We start from the raw sequence: 25,607 nt of genomic DNA on the forward strand, positions 1-25,607 counted from the left end.
AGGGCTTTAAAAACTAGAAGATGACACTCGCAGATAGTTTAAACGCCCGGCCCGGTGCAGTGAGTTCTTCGACTGACGGTTTATAGTCTTGGTCAAAGATGTTCTCGACAGCTGCATGCACTTTTAACCTGCGCTTTTCATCGAAATCGTAGGAAAAGCCACCTGCCAAGTTAAGCGTGGCAAAACCGTCCGCTTCATCGATACCACTGCCATCCTTCTGCCGATGCTCGCTGGAGAAGCGACTGTAAAGATCCGCATAGGCTTCAACTCCGTTATCAAAGGCCCAGGACTTCATCACGCCTAGACGGCCAGATACCAACGGCGTGTCGGTATCAAAGGTGTTGGTTGCTCCGGAACTAAATTGGCGCCGCATCAAAGTGATATTGGCATATGGTGTGACCGCCAACTCAGCAAACTGATAGGAAGCAGCAAGTTCGAGCCCCCAAGTCTTGGCCGCATCAATATTCACGTAAATATCTGAGTTTGCAGTGCACTTTGAACCATGAACTGCTGCATCACAATCAACCGATGTGATGTAGTCCTTCGCATCGGTATAAAACGCGCTCGCATCAACAATCAAATTCCCGCTGTCGAAACGCGCACCAATCTCTGCGGTCACTGACGTTTCAGGATCAAGGTCAGCGTTACCATAGATTTTTCCAGCAGGAGAAAATACTGAGCCCAACGTGCTTTGGAGGAGTGTCGGATATACATATCCCTGAGACACATGCGCTCTTAGCGCAAAATTCTCAAAGCCCGTATAGTTTAGACCCAAAGCACCCACAAATGCCTGATCGCTCTCATCCCGATCACCTGCAGTGCCTTTATTCTCACTCGCAACGAAGTAATAACGGCCACCAGCAGTTAGCGTAAGATCATCATTCAGATCCCACTCATTCTGAAGGAACGCAGACAAAGTCGTAAGTTTGGCCTCATCTCGCTCTGTAATATTGACCGGGAAGACAGGTCCAGGAACGCTGATAGTGGTCGTGCCAGTGCTGAAACTATCCTTATCCAACTGATCCTGGACAGCCTGAAAGCCGATTGAGGTCAATACGTTATCAAACAGGGTTAGATCAACCTGCCCATTCAAGCCGAATGTAAGCAGTTTGCTCTGAGTCTCATTCTCGCGCTTCATAACTGGCGCTCCAAGACGGGGAGGAGCCAGCTCATAGTCTACAAGAGCCACACGATCAATCTGCTGGACGTATCCATCCAAATGGATTTTAGCAATGCTCTCATTTACATCGGTAAAGTCATAGAATAAGCCAATTTTGGAACGGTCGCGCTTTGGCAAGTCCATATCAAACTGACGCATCACGAGCCCGATATCGGCGGGATCAGTGTAAACCTCACTTTCCTGCTCAAATCGTTCAGCCTTGATACTAAGTTTGTGTTGGTCGCCAGTGTAGCCAACATAGGCCGTTACACTCTGGTTTTCAAAAGCACTACCTTCCAGCGTGCCATTTGCTGTTTCGCGATCACCATGTTTGGATTTGCTAGCAGAAAACCGATAGTCCCACTGATCAATAGTCCCAGCAGCTGAGCTGAACCCCGTAATACCATCAGTAGAGGAATCGAAGGCCGTTCCGACCTCTACCTGCACGGCACGATCGGCACCCTTCTTAGTGATAATATTTACAACACCGCCAATAGCTTTCGAGCCATGCAGGACCGAGCCCGGGCCCTTCACCACCTCTATGCGTTCGATATCAGACGGAGAAATCAGAAATACAGCACCATAAGAAGTATGATCAGAGATCTCTTGCCCATCTACGAGCACAACATTTCGCGAAGATTCTTCACCACGAATGCTGATCCGCTTCATACCTGCAACGTTGCTATCGATAATCTTGATACCAGGAACATCACGCAGAACTTCAGTTACGCTATCCGCAACAGACCGCTCAATCTGCTCGCTCTCCACCACAGCAACGGAGCGGGTTACCTCATCCAGGCTTTGCTCACTACGCGAAGCTGTGACGACAATTGGCCCGAGCTCTTGTGGATCTGTTTGCTCCTGAGAATATGCACCTGACTGCAGTGCGAAATAGCAGATTCCGGTCATCAAGCCGGAGACAAAACCCTTGGACATCCCTACAACCTTTAATATGAGTTAATTACTCATATTATTGGATTGAGATATCTATCAATGTAAAAAGCGCCACCCAGGTAAAATACATGAATATAATACTCATATTTGTGTCATTTTAAACACATCTCAGGTTGCTTCTCCTTGCTTCATTTGATTTGGATCAAGCAACCACACAGACAAGAGTTTCTGGCAGATGACAATCAGCAGCTTCGTCAACGGCTGATTCGACTCACTTACTTTGGTAGGAGCAAAGAAAAACCCACCTTTGAGAACTCTCAAAGGTGGGTTACTACTCTAGCGCCCTATGCAACTAGCCTAAGCGATGCCTAGTCATAAACAGCAGAGACTTTCTCTTTGTAAGCTTCCAGCGCATTGGCTGGCAGGCTGTGGGCGATGCCCTGGTGGCAATCAATACAGGTCTTGCCTTCCTTGAATGCATCAGAGTGAGCGGCAGAGGCACGACCTTCCTGAAGAACGAAGTCCATAGAGTTGAACTCATGACAGTTACGGCACTCGCGACTATCGGTCTTCTTCATTGCAGTCCAAACATTAGTCGCCAGTTGAAGACGTTTCTCCTCAAACTTCTCCGGACTATCAATGGTGCCCAGAGCCTTGTGATATAGCTCTCTGGAAGCTTGTACTTTGCGAACCACCTTATGCACCCACTCTTTCGGCACATGGCAATCCGGGCATGTTGCCCGCACGCCAGATGCATTCGCATAGTGGGCCGTCTCGGTATACTCCGCATAAACATTTGCTTCCATCTCATGGCAGCCGATGCAGAATTCTTCGGTATTCGTCATCTCCATGGACCAGTTGAAACTACCCCAAAAAACCACACCGACAACAACGCCAATCAGCAACAGAGCGCCTGCAGAAATTGTCGTTGCAGGATGTCTCAAAAACCGCCAGATCCGTTTGAACAAGCCAGGTCCCTGATCTTTACTGGGAATTGCGCCTTGATTGCTCATATTAATTTCCTCCAGTCAGAAGTGCCATCTAGCGTTCGCTTGACGGAGTAAATTCATTCTCCACCAACGGATCAGCATCGACTTGAGGAACATGGCATTGCGTACAGAACCAGCGTGTACCTGCAACCCGGTCCAGCTGACGTCCTTCACGGTCTGCATAATGTGTCATGGATAAGGTTGGCGCTTTTTTCTCCCCTGCATTAGCCCAGTCATGGCAAGTCAGACACTGGTTGACTTTCAGGTCGACCTGATAAGCCTCAGTCTTGTGTGGCACCAATGGTGGTTGCTGACGGAACTCACGGTTCACCCGAGTGTTTTGCGGGCGAGCAATCGGCTCGACGAAGACAGGTTCATCAACCTGTACACCCCGCAATGACTTTACCCCCTCTGCATGTGCGCTCAAGGCAGCAAAGCCGGTAAGGTGCAAAACCGCCATAATGGTGATAGCCTTCCAAGGCACTCCCGTTTTCATTTGTGACCTCCCATAGCTTTGGTCGTGACCGGATCGCGGGGGCCCGGTTCGATTGAAGTAGGTTGAATAAGTTGAGTATCGAAACGATGGGTGAAACTGAAAACATCCAGATCGCATACGTCGATACAGCGACCACAAGACGTACAGTCTCGATTTACAATCAGCGGGGTATCATCCCCTTTGCCTCGCAAAGCCGGAGAGATTACGTGGATCTCGGGGCAAACCTCGAAGCAGTCCATACAGTCATCACAGGCATCCCGGTTTTTCGCAGAAACCCGCAGCAAACTCTTGGTGTTGAGCAGCCCATAGACAGCCCCCATAGGACAAAGATGCCCACACCAACCATGCCGGGAGACAAAGGTGTCGAATAAAAACACCATCAACACCGCAGCCCAGGCAAACCCCATGCCGAACACCAATCCGCGGTGCAGCAAGGTCACGGGATTGACCAGCTCATAAGCAAGAGAGCCAGATCCGGCAGCAACCAGCAGTGTCATGGCCAGCACCCAATATCGGGTGTGCTTTTTCGGTTGCCATCCTTTTTTCAGATCAAGCTTGCGGTGCAACCAGTTGGCGCTATCAGTCACCACGTTCATGGGACAAACCCATGAGCAATACAGCCGGCCGCCAAATACGGCGTAAAAGCCAACCACAATGGCAACACCAATCAAACCTGTCAGTTCAGGCCAATGTCCTGTCACCATCGTCTGCAGCAGCAGGAACGGATCTGTCAGCGGAAGGATATCCAGCGTCATGCTGGAGGTCAGTGTTCCTTTGACAATCCAAAGGCCTGCCCACGGCCCTGCGAGGAACAGAGCCAGAATGAGCAATTGCGAACTCCGTCTGAGCAACAGAAATCTGTTGCGCAGCACCCAGCTTCTCTTCTTCTCTTTTGGTACATGAGCGTCTAATGCATGAGTGGTCATGGCCGCCCCTTCCCTGGCTGGAACACGGGCTCAAACCCACCAGCATCCGGCACACGATCAGGCAGATCAATCACACCGGGAACCAACGCATTTCCTGCTTTGGCTTTTTCCTCCCAACCAAGCCGGTAGTGCTCAGCACTCTTAGCTCTGGCAATGCGGCGAGGAAGAACCTTGATTGCAGCTTCCGGCAACACACACGACTGCTCGCATTTGCCGCAACCCGTGCAGGCGTCTGCATAGACTGTTGGCGAAAAGACTGCATGACTACCGGTCCGCGTGTTTGGTGTCATTTCGAGTGTGATCGCTTCATCAATCAGCGGGCAAACCCGATAACAAACCTCACAACGCAAACCGAGGAAGTTAAGGCAGTTCTCCTGGTCAATCAGAACAGCCACACCCATATCAGCATCGTCGATATCGGTGAGAGAATGATCTAGTGCTCCTGTCGGACAGGCAGCAACACAAGGAATATCCTCACACATTTCACAAGGCACATCGCGGGCTGTAAAGTATGGCGTTCCTGTTGCCGGGCCAGTTTCACCAAGCTCGGCGAGTTTCAACGTGTCATATGGGCAATCGCGAACACACAGTCCGCATCGCACACACGCACTCAAAAACTCTTCTTCAGAGAGAGCTCCGGGCGGTCTGATGGCGTCGGCAGGAAAAGCCTTAGCCTGCGCCTGATAGACCGTCAGAAACGTCGCAGCAACAGCACAGCCACACGCTGTGCGGGCCGCGTCGCCAAGAAACTGGCGACGCTTTGCACTGCTGAGGCCTGTCTTTTTGAGATCAGACATGGTTCTTATCCATTGCTGCTCAGAGGGTTGCTCTAAGCGCTTTCCACCTTACAAGCGCACTTTTTGTAGTCGGTTTCTTTCGAAATCGGACAAGTGGCATCGAGTGTAAGCTTGTTGGTCAACTGGTTTGCATCGAAGAAAGGCATGTAAACCAAACCTTTTGGAACCTTGTTCCGGCCCCTGGTTTCCAGGCGTGTCAGCACTTCACCACGACGAGTGGAGATAGTGACTTCCTGCCCTCTACGAAGACCACGCTCCCGTGCATCTTGCGGATGCATGAACAGAACAGCAGACGGGAATGCCCGATGAAGCTCTGGGACGCGCTGCGTCATGGAACCTGTATGCCAGTGCTCCAGCACACGACCGGTGCAGAGCCAGAGGTCATACTCGTTGTCTGGCACTTCTGCTGGCGGCTCATAAGGTGCAAAAATAATGTTCGCCTTGCCATCAGGCTTACCGTAGAATTTAACGCCCTCACCTTTTTTAACGTAAGGATCATAACCTTCACGGAAGCGATAGAGTGTTTCCTTACCATCAACCACTGGCCAGCGGAGACCGCGCGCTTTGTGGTAGACGTCAAAGTCAGCCAAGTCGTGCGCATGGCCACGCCCAAATTCGGCATATTCTTCAAACAACCCTTTTTGAACGTAGAAGCCGAAGTCTTCAGACTCATGGTTATTGAAACCTTCTTTGACTTCAGAGACCGGGAACTTGTCGACGACCCCATTGGCATACAGCACTTCAAAGAGTGTCTTGCCGCGCAACTCAGGCATTTTGGCAAGCAGTTCTTCAGGCCAGACTTCTTCTGTCTTGAAGTACTTAGAGAACTCCATAACCTGCCAGACGTCTGACATGGCTTCACCCGGAGCTTTCACCTGCTGACGCCAGAACTGGGTCCGACGCTCTGCGTTACCATAGGCCCCTTCTTTTTCCACCCACATGGCTGTTGGCAGAATAAGGTCCGCAGCCATTGCTGTAACGGTTGGATATGGATCAGAGACAACAATAAAGTTCTCAGGATTACGATATCCCGGCCAGCCTTCCTCATTCATATTAGGAGCTGCTTGCAGGTTATTCGTGCACTGAACCCAATAGGCATTCAGCTTGCCATCTTTAAGCATGCGATGATGCAGAACTGCATGGTACCCAGGCTTGGCAGGAATTGTTCCTTCAGGAATTTTCCAGGCAGTCTCACAGATTTCACGGTGCTTAGGATTTTTGACCACCATATCTGCAGGCAGACGGTGTGCAAACGTTCCGACCTCACGGGCAGTACCACACGCAGATGGCTGACCTGTCAGTGAAAATGGACCATTACCAGGCTCAGAGATCTTACCGGTCAGGAGATGAATGTTGTAGCAAAGGCTGTTCACCCAGCTGCCGCGTGAGTGCTGGTTAAAGCCCATTGTCCAGAGAGACATCACCTTCCGGTTAGGATCAGCATAGATCTTCGCCAGCTTCAGAAGCTTTTCAGCCGGAACGCCAGACATTTCTTCTGTATACTCAAGCGTATACTTGGAAACGAGCTGCTTATACTCCTCAAAGTCAATTTTGGAGATCTTACCAGAACCAGCATTTTCGGCAGCCTGCTCGCGCGGATCATTAGGGCGCAAACCATAACCAATATCTGTCGCGGTTTTGGTGATGTTGACGTGCTTATTGACGAAGTCCCAGTTCACTGCATCATTTTCGATGATGTAGTTGGCGATGAAGTTGAGGATCACCAGATCGCTCTGTGGCGTAAACACCATTCCGTTGTCAGCAAGTTCAAAACAACGGTGCTCAAAAGTGGAGAGCACATGAACTTCACAACCCGGTTTGGTCAGACGGGTATCTGTAATACGGGACCAAAGGATTGGGTGCATCTCAGCCATGTTCGAGCCCCAAAGCACGAATGCATCGGCAAGCTCCATGTCATCATAACAACCCATTGGCTCATCAATACCAAAGGTACGAATGAAAGCAGCCACAGCTGACGCCATGCAATGACGGGCATTCGGGTCAATGTTGTTGGAGCGCAGACCTGCCTTCATAAACTTGGAAGCAGCGTAACCTTCCCAGATGGTCCACTGACCAGAACCAAACATGCCGACTGCAGTCGGGCCTTTTTCCTTCAATGCGTCCTTAAATTTTTCGGACATGACAGTGAAAGCTTCATCCCAGGAGACAGGCTCAAACTCGCCATGCTTGTCGTAAACACCAGCGGTCTTGCGGAGCAACGGTGTTGTCAGGCGATCCTTGCCGTACATGATCTTGGAAAGGAAATAGCCTTTGATACAGTTCAAGCCGCGGTTCACTGGTGCATCTGGATCACCTTGAGTGGCGACAACACGGTCGTCTTTAACACCCACAAGGAGAGAGCAGCCTGTTCCGCAAAAGCGGCAAACAGCCTTGTCCCAGCGTATATCGGAGGCTTTTCCCTGAGCCTCGGCAGACTTTGGTAAAGCGATGCCAGCCGCAGAAGCAGTTGCTGCAACCGCTGCTGACTTTATAATATCTCTGCGAGATGCCGTGATTGACATGTTTTGCCTCCCGTTAGGCCGCCTTCAAGTCAGGGTCGGTGTTTGGTTCGAATTGATGATAGGTAAGACCAGCGGATACAACGCCCGGCGTCCGGTGAATTTCCAGCACCTGCTGATCAGCGAAGGACTCTTCCGTATCCTCTGCAGTCACAACAAGCTGGCTCGTATCCTCTTTGGTGATATGAACTTCCACGCCCGGCAGGGCGGACAATGCTTCAGAAACCTCTTGGGTTTTTCCCGCTAAGCAACTAACGAGAACGCCGCAAATGTTCATAGAACCTCCTCTTGGAGTTTAATTTCGCGCATTTCGATGGATCCATTGGGACAGGCAACAAGGCAGGCACCGCACCCGGTACAGGCTTCACCGTCCAAATCAGGAATTTGCTGGCCGCCTAGGCCAAGATGAAATCGGATTGCCCTCATCTCACAAAAGTCAGCGCAGGCCCGGCACGCGATCTTTTGATAAGAAAGGCAGTTAGAGCCGATCGTTGCTTTCATCGCCCAGGGAGCGTCTTCGGTCTTAACGAGCGCTCCTTCTTTGCAAACGTCGACGCACGCTTCACAGAAGGTGCAGGGTCCCACCCCAAAATCGACAACAGCCAATCGACTCCGCTCAGAAATTCGAAGGATCTTTTCAGGACACGCCGAAACACAATCACCGCAACCGGTGCATACATCGGAAAATTCAACTTTACCAATACTGTAAGGCGGACACGGCTTATCCTTCGCATACTTGGACATACCAAGAAAATGCCGCCTTCCCATCTGCGTTTGCATGATAGAATCAACTTCTCAACTGAACTGAGAAAAATATATCAACGAGATTACTTTTGTATTTTGATTGCAATCAAATTGAATGCTTCAGAAATACTAGTACGAATAACTCAAGATTTAAATTTAACTTGAGTTTACATCTCACGTTTCCGTGATAATTTAGCTTTCGTCCACATTTCAAATTACTTCAAACTAAACTAATTTAGTGATTTCTGAAGTAACATCAGTGCGTTCATCAAAGCCCCTCGAAATCCGGACCTGAAACCGACTATTTTAAAGCTGAAATTTTGTACTGCTTTTGTGGAGGCTGATGCACTTTGTAAAACTATTACGCGCACTCAAAAACACAAAGATTACAGTGGATTTCCACGTACTTTTTCTTGGTCGTGTGCTGATGTTTTTTGCAAGTGATTTGCACTCTCGAAAACGAGCTACTTTTCTGAAAAAACAACGTCTTTAGGCTTAAAAATCAACGGACATTTCGAAGCCAACAACCCATGCATCAGAGATATTTGTCTGGCCATTTGGGTTCACCACATACTGCCCATCGACCGTCGTATAGAACCATTCCGCAAACTGAAAACGATGGTTCACCTCAAACACAAGTTCATAGGTCTGGCCTGGCAGGTCATCACTGAAGAAACCAAGATAAAATGCACCCGCTGTGATGTCGTTATCCCGGCTATCAAGCAGTCCTTTGTAGTAGGCACCACCACTCACTCCATAAGGCAAACTGTTGATGCTTTGTTGTGGTGCAAGCGTAAAAAGCCCCCAGAGATTAAGGCCTTGATCCGGTTGCTCTTCATAGATCATCTGGTTCGCTATGAAGTAGAGCCCCCAGTTGCCCTCTTCCGTCGCGTTTGCATCGGTGAAAGGCGTGTAATCACTGGTGTCATAATAACCGCCAAGCATATACCGGCCTGGCAAGTAAGCACTGGTCTTCTCCTGCCCAACCAGAACCCCTCCTTCTGCAATTACCAACACGCCGTCTTCGGGATTGAACTTGAAGTTAAATCCTTGATCTTCGTTGTCCTGCGCATTCAGGTCTGCGTTGTATGCACCCACAGAAAGATAGAGAAAGTCCTCCGGTTTCACCGTTCCCCGAACACCCCACTGGCTGAAAGGGGGAGTAGTAAATGAAGGCAAGTTTTCAAGGAGTTGGGCCGGGTTTCCATTAACAGCACTGTTGACATAAAGCGGGAAAGCCTCACTGAACGCAAAGTCCGCCCCCGCAGAAAGTCGACCTATCGCAATCTCCACCCGATCATTCGCCAGCGTCTGCAAAATGTTCATCTGCGAGATACCGAAAACATCGCCGATAAAGATCTGCGCCACATCAAAAACGTTATTGATATCTTCACCAGACAAATCTCGCCCAAGCCCCTGATACAAACCAAGACTGAAACTGGTTCCGCTCAAGCCCATCAGTTTTTCAAAGTCAAAGTTGATATTGGCCCCGAGCGCTCCGGCATAAGCAGCACTTTGCCGTTCTCCTCCAACCGGATTTGCCATGATATCGTGGGTGTAATTCAACTCAGGATCGATACCCACATCGTTGAGCTTCGTCCGATACCCGCCCCAGTCTCCGGTCGCCGTCTCCCAATCGCCCCAGTTCAACGGCCAACGAGAGTCTTGCGCCTGCGCCACACCGTTGAAAAGCACATAAAAACAAAGGCATGCGAGCAGCAGGCAACGCCACTTCATCAAACTTGCCAGTGATGTTAGGGCAACAGACGCTCGCAACTGTTGTTTCTCCTGTCAGGAAACATCAAATCAGATGGAACGCAGCACAACTCCAGTGGAATAACGCTATGCTGGCACATTAATTTTTGCTTCTGAATTGATAAAACTATCAATCAGAACAATCAGATGGCCACAGCGCACAAAAAAAGCACGATCTTTGTAGATCGCGCTCGACTTCCGATGCTTGCAAAACAGATGGTTAGTCCAGCAAACCATCCGATTTATCCATCAGGTAACGGATATGTTTTGCAAAGGGATACGCAAACGGATAGCCCAATACAACACCGCCAGCCATCGCAAGATAAGGTGACATCACCGGCCATCCGACCCATGAGAAAATCAGCGACAAAAAGAAGAGGTTGATACCGACCGCTCCAATACCCAGTGGGTAAAGGTAGAGTGCCAGCCTTCTTACACTGATGCGATTGCTGAGGTCTTCTTCACTCATCTGCCTTTTACAACCCGGTGCACGACATAAAGTGAGACAACAAGCATAACAGTAGCAAGACCAAACCACAGCTCAGCAGTCGCACTTTGCGGCTGAGGCACAGGACGTTGGTATCCGGAATCTGCAGCCATTGCGGACAAAGGCAGCAGACCTGCCATAAAGCCCATAACCATATAGAAAAGCTTCATAATCTAATACTCCCTTGTCAGGCTTCTATAGATATCCGGTAGCGCACGTGTCAGACGTTCCGGATTTGGAAAGAGCGTATAACCACCTTTGCCAAAGATACGGGCAAACCAATCCTGCCCATCCTCATCAACAATCACACCATGAACGGCCATACCCAGTTTGCGGGCTTCACGAACAGCCATATGACTGTCTTCAATTCCGTGAATTCCTTCATAGTGATCAAGATCGTTCGGCTTTCCATCTGTTAGTACAATCAAAAGCTTCCGCTGTGTTTGCTGCAAGGCAAGCTGCGCAGTGGTATGCCGGATCGCCGCTCCCAAACGGGTGTAGTAACACGGCTTGAGCCCACCAATTTTTGCAATCACCTCATCCGTCATCGGCTCGTTGAAGTCTTTGGCTTTGTTCATGAAAACCCGGTCGCGTTTCAATGAAGAAAAGCCCCAGACCCCCAGATGATCGCCACTCGCATCAACTCCGCCAGACAAAGCAGCAAGCGCGGCCCCCGCAATCTCGATAACACTGGAATCGCCAACCGCACTCTCAGTAGAACGGGATGTATCAAGTAACATTGCGACGGATAGGTCGCGCTCAACCGCACGTGAATCCTGGAAGATCCGATCGGATGCGTAACCTGAAGCCTTTAGATCAACCTGAGCCGTCACCAAAGCATCCAGATCCAGCTCGCTGCCTTCAGCCTGACGCATCTGCATGATCCGCTTTGGACGCAACGCTTCAAACTGGCGCTTCACCTGACGAATGCGGCGCTTATGGTAAGGATCCGTCAGCAGCACGCTCTCATAATCAGGCTCGGCATCCTTCTCCAGAACACGGCAATGATCTTCTAAAAACTTACGTTGGCGGTGATCCCACTCAGGATATGTGAATTTGTCGGAAAGGCGTTCGTGGTCTGCATCTTCTGGAGACAAATCCAGATGCAGCCGCAACCGTGTCGCTGCTTTCCGCTGATTTTTCGAAAGGCTGATATAATCCTGATCATCAGCAGCTTTCTGCGCATTTTCCTCTTCGTCGTCATCGGTACTGCGATTGAGGTTCATGCTTTCTACCCAGGAGAGGATCGCCTCAAACCGGTGTAGAATAAAACTGTCTTTACGATCCGCCTGCTCTCGCTTTTCGCGTTTAGCTTTGCGTTTCGTTGTTGCACTTGATCCTTGCGGAGTTGGCGGAGCCTGCTCATCTGAGCGCTCTTCACCACGTTCACCATTCACCAACTCGCTGGAAACCCAGATCGGTACAGGCGCAAAGGTGCAATATCCGCGCGGAGCTGTCAGCTTCCAGCGCTCATCAACACATTCCATCGCCTTGCGAATTGTTGCACTTGTGCTGGTGACAGCCCGTGGCCCGCCGAGCAATTCCAGAACAATAGCTTCAACTGCAGCTTCCCACTCAGGAAGGCTTGGACGCTTACGGGTTTGCAGAAGAAACTCGCAGGACTGACGGAAGAAATCATGGAGGCCAACGCACTTGCCCCAAACACGTTCAATCGCCTGTTTGGCTAAAGCCAATGCCTGAACATCCGCCTGCAACGGATCCTCTGGCTTTGCCTGCACATCGCAGTTCGCTGCAAATGCAGCAAGCCAGATGTAATGGGCCCGGTTCATTTCGGCCTCTGGAAAAACGCCAAGAACCGGAGGAAGTCTCAAACGTTCGCCGTCAAACTCTGGCAAAAAGATTGTTTCTGCAGCGTTGCCGAGCTTACGTTTTACGGGCATGCGGTAGGTTGAAGCTGTCGCCGGAGCTTGACTGATCTCGACTTTAGCTTCACCACCCAACCCGCGAAACACCACTTGCACGGAGGTGCGAAGCTTAGCCAGCTCGACCTCCATATCCTCATGGTGCACTGGAGCACCCAGGCTTGAAGCATAATCATGCCACAGATTACCTACGGCTTCTTCAGGCTCTAAAAACTCCAGTATTTGCTCTTTCATCAGGCTCACCCGTAAACAACTGCGATCAAATCACGAAGCGCAACCTGAACATCAGGCTCATCACTCAGTGGCTCAACAACAGAGTATTGCAGTGCTTTCTCGACTGGCATACCACCAGCAATCAGGGATGCAGCATAAATCAGCAAGCGGGTGGAAACACCCTCTTCCAGATCCAGGCTGGAAAGACCACGGATATGGCCGGCAAGACGAACCAGAGATTTGGAACGCTCAACATCCAGTCCGCTTTCTTTAGCAACGACCTGTATCTCGGTTTCCGCATCAGGAAAATCAAAGGTCGTGGAGAGAAAGCGCTGCCGTGTGGAAGGCTTCATCTGCTTCAGAACGTTCTGATAGCCGGGGTTGTAACTGGCAACGAGCATGAAGTTCGGAGGAGCTTGCAGTTCTTCGCCAGTTCTCTCAATGATGAGACGACGACGGTTATCGGTCAGCGGGTGCAAAACAACCGCAACGTCTTTCCGTGCTTCGATCACTTCATCAAGATAGCAGATCGCACCTTCGCGAACAGCGCGGGTCAGCGGGCCATCAACCCACTCAGTCACGCCGCCTTTAAGCAGGTAACGACCAATAAGGTCTGCTGCGGAAAGATCATCGTGGCAAGCCACGGTGTAGATCGGACGACCCAGCTTTGCGGCCATGTGTTCCACAAAGCGGGTTTTGCCGCAGCCCGTCGGCCCCTTCAAAAGAAGGGGCAGACCTTTGTTAAAAGCCGTTTCAAATAATGCACATTCATCGGCGATAGGCTGATAATAGGGCACATCAAAAACGTGGTTCTGTACAGTCATTAACGACCACCTTCCAGAACTGCTTGGGCTTCAGGAGTACTACCGGTCGTTGGTTTGGAACCAGAGTTCGCTGTGAACAATTCCTTGCGCGGTACGAGCAGGGAGTAGATGAACAGCAGAGCACCAATCACAACAGCCGCACCAGCACCGAAGCGCATGATGTAGAACACTGTCAGCTGGTCCTGTACGGACATGAAGTCTTCACCAACAACACGCTGCATGTGTGTCTGGATGGTTCCGGCAAATGTCAGCACGAAGGTCATGAAGGACATACCACCAGTCATGAGCCAGAAGCTGCCCATATTGAGAACCTGGTTGTATGGGTTACGACCCTTAAGCAATGGCATTGCGTAAGTGAAGATCGCAAGGTTCAGAGCAACGTATGCGCCGAAGAAAGCAAGGTGACCGTGCGCTGCAGTGATCTGTGTACCATGTGAGTAGAAGTTCACACCGTGCAGAGTATGCAGGAAGCCCCATACGCCAGCGCCGAAGAACGCGACAGTTGCAGAACCGAGAGACCACAGCAGAGCTGCTTTGTTTGGATGGTTCTTACGACCTTTCCAGACCATGACGAAGGAGAAGGTCATCATCAGGAAGAATGGTATGACTTCCAGAGTAGAGAAGACGGAACCAATCCACTGCCAGTAGCCGGGCAAGCCGATCCAATAATAGTGGTGTCCTGTACCAAGAATACCGGAGAACAGAGCAGTCGCTACGATGATGTAGAGCCACTTCTCGATCACTTCGCGGTCAACACCGGTGAGTTTCAGCATCAGGAAGCCAAGGATGGAAGCCATCACAAGTTCCCAGGTACCTTCTACCCAAAGGTGAACAACGTACCACCAGTACATTTTATCAAGGCTCAGGTTGTCTGGGTTGTAGAATGCAAACAGCCACAGCAGGGAAAGAGCCCAAAGGCCAATCACCAGAATGTTTGTGATCGCAGTCTTACGACCTTTCAACACAGTCATTGAGATGTTGAAGAGGAAGATCAACGCAGCAACAAGAATGCCGACTTTAACCCAGAGCGGCTGCTCGAGGAATTCACGGCCTTCATGGATGCCCATGATGTAACTGACAACAGCACCCAGTGTACCAACCACAAGAATGATCAGCTGAATGTAAGCGAGCTTAACGGAGTGGATCTCACGTTCGCTCTCTTCCGGGATGATGAAGTAAGCCGCACCAAAGAAGCCCAGCAGAAGCCAGACGATCAGTGCGTTGGTGTGCAACATGCGAACGATGTTGAACGGCAGCAACTCCGAAAGGAAGTTAGGTGCAACATAAATCCAGCCAGCGAGCAAACCGCCCAGAACCTGGATTGCGAATAGGCCAAGCGCAGCTACGAAGTAGGCATACGCGACTTTTTGAGAACTGTATTTCATAATACCACCCCTTAACCAGCGTCGTTCGGTGGCCAGTCTTGCGTGTTGGTCTTGTCAGCCCAACGCAAGAATTCAGAGAGGCCGCGGACTTCTTCTTTGGTCAGATCGAAGAAAGGCATCTGGCGACGACCTTCGATGCGGCTCGGCTGAGCTTCCATCCAGGAGCCAAGGGTCTCAGCTGCATCATCAGGATCATCCAGCACGCCCCAACGTGTCATCACATTGCCGACTTCAGGAGCAAAGTAAGCGCCTTCCCCGTGCAACGTATGGCAGTTGATGCAAGCATGCTTTTCCCAAACGTGCTTTCCGAGGACAACCTCGTCAGTGAGATCAGCTTTTGAAGTCGATTCATTGACGACGTAAAGGTGGCTGTCGATTGAGAGCACGGCAAATATGCCTATGAAGAATAAGGATCCCCCATAAAAAATATTTCGTGCCCGCGATTTTGTAAGGAATTCTGACATCTACGGAATCCTATCGTGGTTACGGTCCCGAAGATGATAAAATTGACGCCACTGGGGAAGTTTGTGCTAGAACAACCTATTCGGTAATTACCGGATATAGGAGAAAAACACATTTAAAAACAATAGGATATAAAATCGAGAATACTGGTATTTATGCCTAGTAACACTCAGGCAATCGCTCAACGGTACTCAAGAGTCAGCCATTGGGTCCAAATCAGCCAGAGTCTTCAGCTTATTCATCTCCGTCACGATGACCTTTTTGCGCCCGCTATTCACAATTCCTTGTTTTTCCCAAGCGCTTAGCAAACGGCTCACAGTGTACAAAGTTGTACCTGTCATCTCAGATATATTCTGGCGTGTGAGAGGAAAATCAATTTCCATTCCCTCATCGGTGATGCGGCTGCTTTGGATTGCAAGTCTCAGCAAAGCACGTGCAACACGCTGCTCGACCTGCTGTGTTGCCAGTTCCAGAATGTGGTTGTTCGCTTCAGAGATACGCTCTCCGACGGTCTTATAGGTTTCCGTCGCAAATCCATCATACTTTTCGACAAACGTCTTCCAGAGGCTTGTCGGCCAGAACAGCACAAGGCAGTCATCAATCGCCACAGCACTGGCTGGATAAGTCGTCCTGCCAATTGCGGAGGCAATGCCCATAAGCTCGCCACTGACGATGTGACGCGCAATCACCTGATCTCCGGAAGCCGTGGTGCGAATAACGCGCACATGACCGTCCAACAGCAGGAAAAACCGCTCCGCTGGCTCATGCTCTTCGAAAATAGCCTGACCCGCGCTGAAACGCTTTGGCGTCGCTGCGTCCAAAATCTCTCTGATATCAACGCGTTCCAGCTTTCGGAACGGAGGAATATGGGAAATAAGATTTTCGTCAAGACTTCTCAAAGAAGACACCGTAGATCAATTAGAAAACACCCAAGCCAATCTGCGAGTGTTTTAGCGTATGTACTCGTAGGATTAAGCCGGTTGTTTATAGCAGAAAACATTAAGAAATTCACAGTGAACTCATTGGTGTAGGCCATTTTCTGCACATGAGTTCCAACTATCATATGTGCGCTACGTTTTTTCCGCTGTGAGCCCCTGGTTTTGATGGTTTTTCAACGTGTAATTCTCTCAAGAGCAAGAACAATGGCAAGCCTAACGACACACCAACGGTGAACACAGCAAGAATCGGAAGCCAAAGACGATTCATTCCAAGTCGTTGCCCTTCGGCAAAGATAAAGCCTATCAAAACCACCGCTGAAACCACGACATCAAGCCAGGCAAAAGCCGATATCTCGCCAGCAAATGCTTCTGCAAGAAGTTGCGGCAGGTTCAACCCGTTCTCAAGCAACCATGGCATAAACGCCCCGTACGGCAGCAGAAATCCCAAAATACAAAGAAGGCCATAAAAATACTTCATCTCTGGCTCCGCAACCAACAATCATCAAATCAACAAAGCGATCCTATTGAAGTTCTCCCTCCAGAACAACAAAAGCCCCACCACAAGGGCGGGGCTTTCAGTAGTCATCAAATGCTTCACAGATCAGCTGTCGCCGAAGAACTCCGCATCATACCCCATAGAGGCTTTGAGCAGTTCCTGCGTGTAAGCTGTCTCCGGTGTAGAGCTTCGCATCGCTTCCACATCCATCACCTCAACAACCTCACCATGCTGCATCACGGCAATCTCATCACACATATGCGCAACCACTGCCAGATCGTGCGTCACCATCACATAGGTAAGGTTATGCTCCTGCCGCAGATCAGCAAACAGGTTCAGAATTTCCGCCTGCACAGATACATCCAACGCTGAAGTTGGCTCATCCAATAACAGGATCTCCGGCTCCAGCATCAAAGCACGTGCAACAGCCACACGCTGTCGCTGACCACCGGAAAGCTGATGCGGATACCTGAAGCGAAAATCAGCTCCGAGTCCAACGTCATCCAAAGCCCGAAGCACACGACCATCAATATCATCAAACCCATGTAATTTAAGAGGTTCTGATAAAACTCGGTCAACGGTATGGCGTGGATGCAAGGACGCGTAAGGGTCCTGAAAAACCATCTGAATCTTGCGGGCAAAAACCTTGTCACGCTTATGCGAAACAGGGGCGCCGTCAATATCGATCTCACCATCCCAGCTCTCAACCAGTCCACACACAGCGCGCAGCACAGTTGACTTACCTGAGCCAGATTCACCGACAATACCAAAACTGCCGCCTTGCTGAACCTTGACGCTCACGTTTTTGACAGCCTGAAAGCGATCCGGTCCCTCACCGAAATAGACGTTGAGGTCTTTGATCTCGAGGCGAGCGTCTTTTGTTGCTTCCGCAACCCATGGCTTACGTTCCATCACAGCACTATCAGACCCGGGCATCGACACTGACCTCCTGTTTCCAGCTGTCCTGACGTTGCAGTGCTTCAAGGCGTCCCTTGGGCTCCTCAATGCGAGGCAGCGCATTCAGCAACCCACGTGTGTAAGGATGTGTCGCATTGTGCAGCTCGCTGGCCTTACAGGTCTCTACAATACGTCCTGCGTACATAATGATAATTCGGTCACAGAAGGACGAGACAAGATTCAGATCGTGACTGATGAAGATCAGCCCCATTCCGCGCTCCTGCACCAACTTGTCCATGATCGCCAGCACCTTCATCTGCACAGTCACATCCAATGCAGAGGTCGGCTCATCAGCAATCAGCAGCTTTGGATCAGTGATCAACATCATCGCGATCATCACACGCTGCCCCATACCGCCTGAAAGCTCATGCGGATAAGAATTGAACACACGCTCAGGGTTGCGGATCTGAACAGCCTCCAACATCTCCAGAGCGCCCTGACGAGCCTCACGGCGAGAAGATTTGGTGTGCAGGCGCAGAGCCTCACAGATCTGTTTGCCAACCGTGTGAACAGGGTTCAGCGAAAACTTCGGATCCTGCATCACCATAGAGATCTGGTGACCACGGATTTTCCGCATCTGCCGTTCCGAATAGTCCAGCAGATTCTCACCATTGAACTTAATCGACTTGGCTTCCATCTGACCCGGAGATCGGATCAGACGCAAAATACTCCGTCCAGTCATAGATTTACCGGAGCCACTTTCGCCCACAATGCCAACGCGCTCACGCCCGACAGAGAACGAAATACCACGAACCGCATCAACGGTACCGCTGCGTGTTGGGAAACGAACCCAAAGGTCCTCAACGCTTAAAAGCGTATCACTCATGGTTCTCTCCCCTAGCTCTGGCTCTTTTTCGGATCAAGAATATCGCGCAGACCATCACCCAGCAGGTTGAAGCCCAAAGACACGATAAAGATCGCCATACCCGGCATGGCAGCAACCCACCAATGGTCCAGAATGAACTTGCGACCAGCAGAGATCATTGCGCCCCACTCAGGCTCTGGAGGCTGAGCACCAAGACCAAGGAAACCAAGGCCGGCAGCTGTCAGAATAATCCCCGCCATATCAAGCGTCACACGCACAATGATGGAAGACAGACACAGCGGCCATACATGCCCGATGATGATATGCATGACACCAGCCCCCTGCAAACGCACAGCGCTGATGTAATCCGCATTGCGAATGGTCAGAGTTTCAGCGCGAGCAATACGCGCATACGGAGGCCATGCCGTCAGACTGATCGCGATAATCGCACTCTCGATACCCGCCCCAAGCGCAGCAACGAAGGCAAGCGCCAGAATAAGCTTGGGAAACGCCAGGAAGATATCAACCAGACGCATAAGTGCCTGATCGACCCAGCCGCCCAGATACCCGGCAACAGTTCCAATCAGCAATCCGAACACTGGTGCTGTGAACGCTACAATGCCTACAATCAGAAGCGTAATGCGGGAACCATAAACGAGGCGGCTCCAGATATCGCGGCCAAGCTCATCCGTTCCAAGCAGGTGACCATCCACCCCCGGCGCGGTCAAACGTTTAGCAAGGTCTTGTGCATTTGGCTCTGTTGTTGCCAGCAGTGGCGCAAAAATCGCCATCAGAACCAGGCTCAGAATAATCAGGAACCCAAGAAACGCGAGCTTGTTTTCATAGAGTTTCATCCACCCCATATAAAACTGCACAGCGCGCGCGTGTCCGCGGGATGTAGGTGCATCAGAGGAGAGCCATGCTTTCAAGCCAGCTCTGTCAGGCACGTTAGATTTTACAGGTGCTGTTGTCATCGTGCCCTCGGATCAACCACTTTGTACATGAAGTCAGAGAAGAGATTGAGGCCCACAAAGATAGCACCAACCACAACTGTTCCACCCAGCACCGCATTCATATCGGCAGAAAGCAGAGCATTGGTGATGTAGTTGCCCAGACCCGGCCATGAGAAGATGATCTCAGTCAGCACAGACCCTTCCAGCAGGTTTGCATAGGAAAGCGCGATCACCGTAATAAGCGGGATCATCACATTGGGCAGCGCATGACGCCAGATCACAGCAGTCTCAGAAACACCCTTCACGCGCGCGGTGGTGATGTACTCCTGAGAGAACTGTTCCAGCATGAACGAGCGGGTCATACGGGAAATGTAAGCAATAGAATAATAGCCAAGAATACTTGCAGGCAGAATGATGTGGCTCACCGCATTCCAGAAGATCTCGATCTCTCCTGCAATCAAGCTATCGATGAGGATCATGCCTGAGACAACAGGAACAATGTCTTCATAATAGATATCGATACGACCTGGGCCACTAACCCAGCCAAGAATACCGTAGAAAATCAAAAGGCCCATCAAGCCAAACCAGAAGATCGGCATGGAGTAGCCAAACAGGCCAACAAGGCGGATCAGCTGGTCCGGCCAACGGCCTTCATTCACTGCAGCCAAAACCCCCATCGGCACGCCAATGCCAACGCCAGCGATCGTCGCAAGGGTTGCAAGCTCTAGTGTAGCCGGGAAAACGCGGGCAATGTCCTCAACAACGGGCCGCGCTGTCAGCGTCGACATCCCGAAGTCGCCCATCGCCACCTGCTTCAAGAACAGCATAAACTGCACGTAAAGCGGCTGATCAAGACCCATGGCCTTGTACGCAGCTTCGTAAATTTCCTGAGAGGCACGCTCACCGACAACCGCGAGGACCGGGTCGACTGGCATAACGCGCGCAATAATGAAGGTGACGAAAAGAAGCCCCACCATAGTGATGGCAATGGAGAAAAGGCCAGCGATTAAACCTTTTAAAATCTTGTAGAGCGGCGAGGTAAACCCTCGCCGCGCCACAGTCGCTGTAGAGTCAGCGATGCTCATTTGTAATTAGCCAATCTTATTTTTTTACAGGCCAGAAGAATACGCCAGTAATAGCGCCACCCGGATTGAAGCCGGTTACGTTTGCAGCCATGGAGTTCTGTTCAATCTGCTGGAACATAACTGAGAATGGAGCTTCTTTCTGGAAGGTCTTCTGAGCTTGCACGTACATGCGGGCACGCTTTTCGCGGTCACTTTCCTGTACAGCCAGATCGGTCAGTTTGGTCAGCTCTGTTGCTGGGTAAGCGTTACGCCATGCCAGTTTACCAACGTGCTTACCTTCATCGGAGTTATCCGGGTTGTTTGCGAAGGTATCAGCATTTGTGTGTGGATCTGGATAATCCGGACCCCATGCACCTACGTAGATCTGGAAGTCACGAGCGCGATAACGACCAAGGATCTGCTTACCAGTTCCCTGTGTGATAGAGGCGCGAATGCCAGCCTGACCAAAGGTATTCTGCAAGCTCTGAGCAATTTCAACGCGCTCAGTCGCATTACGAACGATGAACTCAACATCGAAACCATCGGCATAACCAGCTTGGTCGAGCAGCTCTTTAGCTTTTTCAACGTTCAGTGAGAATGGAGTGTCCTTCAGTTCGCCCATATAGGTCTGCGGAAGGAACGCCTGCTGGATGGTGTACTGGCCCTTCAGGAAAGAACCGGTCATGCCTTTGTAGTCAACGAGATACTTCAGAGCTTCCGCAACCTTTGGATGGGACAGCGCCTTATCCTTCTGGTTGAAGGAGATGTACATCAGACGACCACGGAGCGTGTCTTCAACCTTCAGATCTTCGTTGGTGGAGATCGCAGCAATATCTTCTGGAGACAGATGACGGGCAACATCAACATCGCCTTTTTCCAGCATTAGACGCTGAGAAGCAGATTCCATCACGTGACGCACGATTACGCGCTTCATCGCAACTTCACCACGCCAGTAGCCTGGAACAGCAGTCAGAGAATAAGATTCATTTGGCTTCCAGCTCTGCAGCTTAAACGCGCCAGAACCAGCAGAATTGGTTTTCAGCCAGCCGTTACCCCAGTCGCCATCAACTTCATTAGACTTAACCAGCTCACTATCAACGATAGAAGCAATTGCAGAAGTGAAGCAGTTCAGCACGAAAGAAGGAGCGTACTTCTTATCTGTCGTAATCTGGAAAGTGTTCTCATCAACGGCTTTGATTGTCTCACTCATGTTTTCAGGAGTGAAGCCAAACTGCGTAAGAATGAAAGACGGTGTTTTCTTCATCGCAACTGCACGGCGAAGGCTGTATTCAGCATCCTTTGCAGTAACAGGGTTGCCGGTGTGGAACTTGACGCCCTCACGCATTTTAAAGGTAAAGGTCTTGCCGTCCTCTGAGATTTCCCAGCTCGTTGCCAGACCTGGCTCATAACCTTTGGACAGGTCAGCTGGGTTCAGCTGTACCAGACGGTCATACATGTTGTTCGCCATGTCCGTACCGGAAAACTCAAACATTTCCTGCGGATCAAGGGAAATGATATCGTCAATACGGCCAGCAACAATGAGCATGTTAGGTGGTGTTGCAGCACCAGCCTCAGAGATGATAGCGCCGGAAATTGGCATCGCCACGCTTGCAGCAAGCGCCAGCGAGAGAAGACTACGCTTAAATTGCATTATAAAATGCTCCCCTATTTATAAAATGCCTTCACATCGTTAGTCGCGCGAAGGCGAAAGAATTGTAACCGCATCTAAGTGCAATCACTGATTAAATTCTTTCACTTTTTAAGAATGGGAACAAGTACCCTTGGTTGAGCTCAGCCAAAGAATACCAGGTGCCAGCTCAATCCTTGCTTGATTCTGGAAGGCTAACCTTGCGGTTTCTGCCAGTAATCAAACCTCCCCTAACGGACTAGTCAATTGGTATGATCAAGCCTGATTCAGTCTAAAAAAATCAGCTATTTAATCACCTTAAGAAATGAAGAGGCGTCTCAGAAAAAGTAAACGCTGCACACAAGGTGCAGCGTTGGAACTCTATGCCAAATTGGAGTGAGCCTGTGAGCAATTTTATTTATCACGCACCCTCAAGAGTTGCAGTATTTTCATGTTGACCTAACGTCCCCAATTTAGAAAACGCGAATCCGTCACCGCCAAACACATGCGCATGGCTGCAATCCAGCTTCACTTTGCAGCTCTCGCCAGCCTTCGCAGTAGCATCACCCCTGCCCTGAACAGTGATCAAAGAGCCATCAGTCAAGCGCACATGCAGGAAGTGGCTCTCACCAAGTTCCTCAATAACCTCGACCTTCCCGGAAAGCTCGCCTTCCGTTCCGCTGCCCATGTGCTCAGGACGAATACCAAACTCAACCTTATCGCCAACAGCAAGGCCGGTCGGATCAACGACAACCTTCACAGGATCAGAGCCGATAACCGACAGCTCAACACCGTCTTCAGCAACACTTGTCACCTGCGCTTCAATGAAGTTCATCTTCGGCGACCCGATGAAGCCAGCCACGAACTTGTTGCGTGGACGATGGTACAGCTCAAGCGGGCTACCAACCTGCTCAATCCGGCCAGCATTCAGCACCACAATCCGGTCTGCAAGTGTCATTGCCTCCACCTGATCGTGGGTCACGTACACCATGGTGGCGTCCATGTCCTGATGCAGCTTGGCAATCTCAATACGCATCTGCACACGCAGCGCCGCATCAAGGTTGGAAAGCGGCTCATCGAATAGGAAGACCTTAGGATTACGAACAATCGCACGGCCAATCGCCACGCGCTGACGCTGACCACCAGAAAGCTGCTTCGGCTTGCGTTCCAGCAACGGAGTCAGCTCAAGGATACGAGCCGCCTCCATCACCTTCTCTTTGATATCCTCTTTTGAATGCTTGGAGAGCTCAAGGCCAAACGCCATATTCTCATAAACATTCATATGCGGATAAAGAGCATAGCTCTGGAACACCATGGCTATTTTGCGTTCCTTAGGAGAGCGCTGGTTCACCAGATCTCCATCAATGAACATGTCACCATCAGTGATGTCTTCAAGCCCTGCAATCAGGCGCAATAAAGTCGATTTACCGCAGCCGGATGGCCCGACAAACACGATCAACTCGCGATCTTTGATCTGCAAGTCAACGCCGTGGATGATGCGGGTTGACCCGAAGTCCTTGACGATACCCTTGAGTGTTACATCTGCCATGGTGTTGCCCTCAGCTTAGTTCTTTGAGATTTGCAAGTAAGCCACTTGCCATGCAGGCAGGTTGAGTGCCTCGTCGTCCATTTGCGCACTAAATCCATGCCCCTCCAGCAACGCAGCAGAGCTGTACGCTCCCAGAGCAACACGCATATCATCATTTGTCAGGTTGAAGACGCAAAGCACTTGTTCACCTTCATGCTCACGCACAAACGCCAGAACATCTTCTCCCAGATCAGCAAAGTCCAAAGACCCTTTTTGCAGAACCTTCTGGTCCTTACGCCACTGCAGATATTTCGCTGTCCGGCGAAGTGGAGAAGCCTCATCTCCAGCCTGAGCTTCCGCACTGTGATCCAGATGGTCTTGCGCCATCGGCAACCAAGGCTTGCCAGTGGTGAAGCCACCGTCCTTGGTCCATGCAATCGGCGTACGGCACCCGTCACGGCCTTTATATTCAGGCCAGAACTCAATGCCATAAGGATCTTGAAGGTCTTCCAGAGCCACATCAGCTTCTTTGAAGCCCAGTTCCTCACCCTGATAAATGCATGGGCTACCACGCAGCGATGCGCTCAGCGCCATCAAAGCTGGCGTTGCCACCTGAGGATCAACATCAGCAGGAAGCCGTGATCCCATACGCTTCACATCGTGGTTGGACATCGCCCAGCTCGGCCAGCCCTCAGTCACAATGTTCTGCAGGTTGGTCACCCGCTCACGCACATACTTTGCAGTTGGCGTGTTGGAAAGCAGATCAAAGCTGTACGCCATGTGCAGGCGCCCCTCACCAGAGGTGTACTGCTTCATGATCTCACTGGCTTCATGCCCTGCACCGATTTCACCAACTGTGGTGGTGTTCGGATACTCGTTCATCACAGCCCGCAAACGCTCAAGGAACGGCAGGTTTTCTGGCTGCGATTTGTCAAACTTGTGGTCCTGGAACGCATAAGGGTTCACACCAGTCACATCTGCAAGGCTATCAGGATCCGGATAAGGCGGGTTGTCACGCAGCTGCTTGTCGTGAACATAAAAGTTCACGGTATCCAGACGGAACCCATCAACGCCCAGCTCCAGCCAGAACCGACCTGCATCAAGCACGGCCTGTTGCACTTCCTCGCAATGGAAATTCAGATCCGGCTGAGAACGCAGGAAGTTATGCAGGTAGTACTGACAACGGCGGCTGTCCCACTGCCAGGCAGAACCACCAAAGATGGAGAGCCAGTTGTTTGGCGGAGAACCATCAGCCTTCGGGTCTGCCCAGACATACCAGTCAGACTTGCGGTTGGTCTTATTGCTCCGGCTTTCCTTAAACCACTCATGTTGCTCAGAGGTGTGTGAAATCACCAGATCGATCAGAACACGAATGCCTTTACCATGCGCTTTAGCCACCAGCTCTTTGAAATCATCCAGAGAGCCAAACATTGGATCAACGTCTTCATAATCAGAAACGTCGTATCCAAAGTCATCCATTGGCGATTTCATGAAAGGCGAGATCCAGATCGCATCAGCCCCAAGATCGGAGATGTAGTCCAGCTTCTCTGTAATACCTGGAAGGTCACCAATGCCATCGCCATTGCTATCTGCGAAAGACCGCGGATAGATTTGATAAATGACTGCGCCCCGCCACCAATCCGGATCGTTCGCCAGAACGCGATGGCTTGTATTTTCGTTTATTGGGGTAGAGAGGTTCATTCCAG

Annotated in this window: 23 protein-coding genes; all 23 read right to left on the reverse strand. The window is 50.6% G+C overall.

All coding sequences use genetic code 11. The annotated features are described in order from the left end of the window. Positions 1-13 precede the first annotated feature (13 nt). The 23 genes from PsAD46_RS24950 to PsAD46_RS25065 all read right to left on the reverse strand — a co-directional run bounded on the left by PsAD46_RS24950 (position 14) and on the right by PsAD46_RS25065 (position 25,602). Positions 14-2,095 carry a TonB-dependent receptor gene (locus tag PsAD46_RS24950; RefSeq protein ID WP_063308103.1) on the reverse strand — a complete coding sequence of 694 codons (2,082 nt, stop codon included), beginning with the start codon at positions 2,093-2,095 and terminating at the stop codon, positions 14-16. Between the two features lie 326 nt (positions 2,096-2,421). Beyond that, positions 2,422-3,066 carry a NapC/NirT family cytochrome c gene (locus PsAD46_RS24955; protein ID WP_057461273.1) on the reverse strand — a complete coding sequence of 215 codons (645 nt, stop codon included), beginning with the start codon at positions 3,064-3,066 and terminating at the stop codon, positions 2,422-2,424. A 28-nt stretch (positions 3,067-3,094) separates the two neighbouring features. After that, on the reverse strand, positions 3,095-3,538 hold the full coding sequence (locus PsAD46_RS24960) for a nitrate reductase cytochrome c-type subunit (RefSeq protein WP_208980620.1): 444 nt from the start codon (positions 3,536-3,538) through the stop codon (positions 3,095-3,097). Further along, positions 3,535-4,464, reverse strand: coding sequence for a quinol dehydrogenase ferredoxin subunit NapH (napH, locus tag PsAD46_RS24965; RefSeq protein ID WP_057461272.1), 930 nt, complete (start codon positions 4,462-4,464; stop codon positions 3,535-3,537). Before napH ends, PsAD46_RS24960 begins: the two co-directional genes overlap by 4 nt. After that, positions 4,461-5,261, reverse strand: coding sequence for a ferredoxin-type protein NapG (napG, locus tag PsAD46_RS24970; protein WP_063308104.1), 801 nt, complete (start codon positions 5,259-5,261; stop codon positions 4,461-4,463). Before napG ends, napH begins: the two co-directional genes overlap by 4 nt. Before the next feature lie 32 nt (positions 5,262-5,293). Further along, entirely contained in the window at positions 5,294-7,783 is a 2,490-nt protein-coding gene (gene napA, locus PsAD46_RS24975; protein WP_063290101.1) for a nitrate reductase catalytic subunit NapA, read from the reverse strand. A gap of 13 nt (positions 7,784-7,796) precedes the next feature. Then, positions 7,797-8,057, reverse strand: coding sequence for a chaperone NapD (locus PsAD46_RS24980; RefSeq protein ID WP_063290102.1), 261 nt, complete (start codon positions 8,055-8,057; stop codon positions 7,797-7,799). Between the two features lie 962 nt (positions 8,058-9,019). After that, the gene (locus PsAD46_RS24990) at positions 9,020-10,300 is read right to left on the reverse strand and encodes a carbohydrate porin (RefSeq protein WP_208982022.1); all 1,281 of its coding nucleotides are present in this window, start codon (positions 10,298-10,300) and stop codon (positions 9,020-9,022) included. Positions 10,301-10,499: 199 nt separating this feature from the next. Next, complete coding sequence (locus tag PsAD46_RS24995) at positions 10,500-10,748, reverse strand: hypothetical protein (protein ID WP_057461267.1); 249 nt, start codon at positions 10,746-10,748, stop codon at positions 10,500-10,502. Further along, entirely contained in the window at positions 10,745-10,936 is a 192-nt protein-coding gene (locus PsAD46_RS25000) for a hypothetical protein (RefSeq protein WP_063308105.1), read from the reverse strand. The genes PsAD46_RS24995 and PsAD46_RS25000 overlap by 4 nt, the downstream gene beginning before the upstream one ends. A gap of 3 nt (positions 10,937-10,939) precedes the next feature. Beyond that, complete coding sequence (locus PsAD46_RS25005) at positions 10,940-12,883, reverse strand: VWA domain-containing protein (RefSeq protein WP_193776994.1); 1,944 nt, start codon at positions 12,881-12,883, stop codon at positions 10,940-10,942. Between the two features lie 5 nt (positions 12,884-12,888). Next, positions 12,889-13,686: a CbbQ/NirQ/NorQ/GpvN family protein gene (locus tag PsAD46_RS25010; protein ID WP_063294051.1), complete on the reverse strand. Its 798-nt coding sequence runs from the start codon at positions 13,684-13,686 to the stop codon at positions 12,889-12,891. Then, on the reverse strand, positions 13,686-15,071 hold the full coding sequence (locus tag PsAD46_RS25015) for a cbb3-type cytochrome c oxidase subunit I (RefSeq protein WP_057461264.1): 1,386 nt from the start codon (positions 15,069-15,071) through the stop codon (positions 13,686-13,688). Before PsAD46_RS25015 ends, PsAD46_RS25010 begins: the two co-directional genes overlap by 1 nt. An 11-nt stretch (positions 15,072-15,082) precedes the next feature. Beyond that, positions 15,083-15,535, reverse strand: coding sequence for a cytochrome c (locus tag PsAD46_RS25020; protein WP_057461263.1), 453 nt, complete (start codon positions 15,533-15,535; stop codon positions 15,083-15,085). Between the two features lie 189 nt (positions 15,536-15,724). Next, entirely contained in the window at positions 15,725-16,441 is a 717-nt protein-coding gene (locus PsAD46_RS25025) for a Crp/Fnr family transcriptional regulator (RefSeq protein ID WP_057461262.1), read from the reverse strand. A gap of 151 nt (positions 16,442-16,592) precedes the next feature. Continuing rightward, on the reverse strand, positions 16,593-16,949 hold the full coding sequence (locus PsAD46_RS25030) for a DUF2834 domain-containing protein (RefSeq protein ID WP_063308146.1): 357 nt from the start codon (positions 16,947-16,949) through the stop codon (positions 16,593-16,595). A gap of 123 nt (positions 16,950-17,072) precedes the next feature. Further along, positions 17,073-17,903 (reverse strand): ABC transporter ATP-binding protein, encoded by an 831-nt coding sequence (locus PsAD46_RS25035; RefSeq protein ID WP_063308107.1) that lies wholly within the window; start codon positions 17,901-17,903, stop codon positions 17,073-17,075. After that, entirely contained in the window at positions 17,890-18,750 is an 861-nt protein-coding gene (locus tag PsAD46_RS25040) for an ABC transporter ATP-binding protein (protein ID WP_063290107.1), read from the reverse strand. Before PsAD46_RS25040 ends, PsAD46_RS25035 begins: the two co-directional genes overlap by 14 nt. Before the next feature lie 11 nt (positions 18,751-18,761). Continuing rightward, a complete protein-coding gene (locus PsAD46_RS25045; protein ID WP_057461258.1) occupies positions 18,762-19,703 on the reverse strand; it encodes an ABC transporter permease in 942 nt (313 codons plus the stop codon). Continuing rightward, the gene (locus PsAD46_RS25050) at positions 19,700-20,767 is read right to left on the reverse strand and encodes an ABC transporter permease (RefSeq protein ID WP_063290108.1); all 1,068 of its coding nucleotides are present in this window, start codon (positions 20,765-20,767) and stop codon (positions 19,700-19,702) included. The genes PsAD46_RS25045 and PsAD46_RS25050 overlap by 4 nt, the downstream gene beginning before the upstream one ends. Positions 20,768-20,783: 16 nt before the next feature. After that, positions 20,784-22,397 (reverse strand): ABC transporter substrate-binding protein, encoded by a 1,614-nt coding sequence (locus PsAD46_RS25055; protein WP_057461256.1) that lies wholly within the window; start codon positions 22,395-22,397, stop codon positions 20,784-20,786. Between the two features lie 397 nt (positions 22,398-22,794). Beyond that, the gene (gene ugpC / locus PsAD46_RS25060; RefSeq protein ID WP_063308108.1) at positions 22,795-23,922 is read right to left on the reverse strand and encodes a sn-glycerol-3-phosphate ABC transporter ATP-binding protein UgpC; all 1,128 of its coding nucleotides are present in this window, start codon (positions 23,920-23,922) and stop codon (positions 22,795-22,797) included. A 15-nt stretch (positions 23,923-23,937) separates the two neighbouring features. After that, a complete protein-coding gene (locus PsAD46_RS25065; RefSeq protein WP_063308109.1) occupies positions 23,938-25,602 on the reverse strand; it encodes an alpha-glucosidase family protein in 1,665 nt (554 codons plus the stop codon). Positions 25,603-25,607: the final 5 nt, after the last annotated feature.

This window comes from Pseudovibrio sp. Ad46 (assembly GCF_001623065.1).
Taxonomy (GTDB): domain Bacteria; phylum Pseudomonadota; class Alphaproteobacteria; order Rhizobiales; family Stappiaceae; genus Pseudovibrio.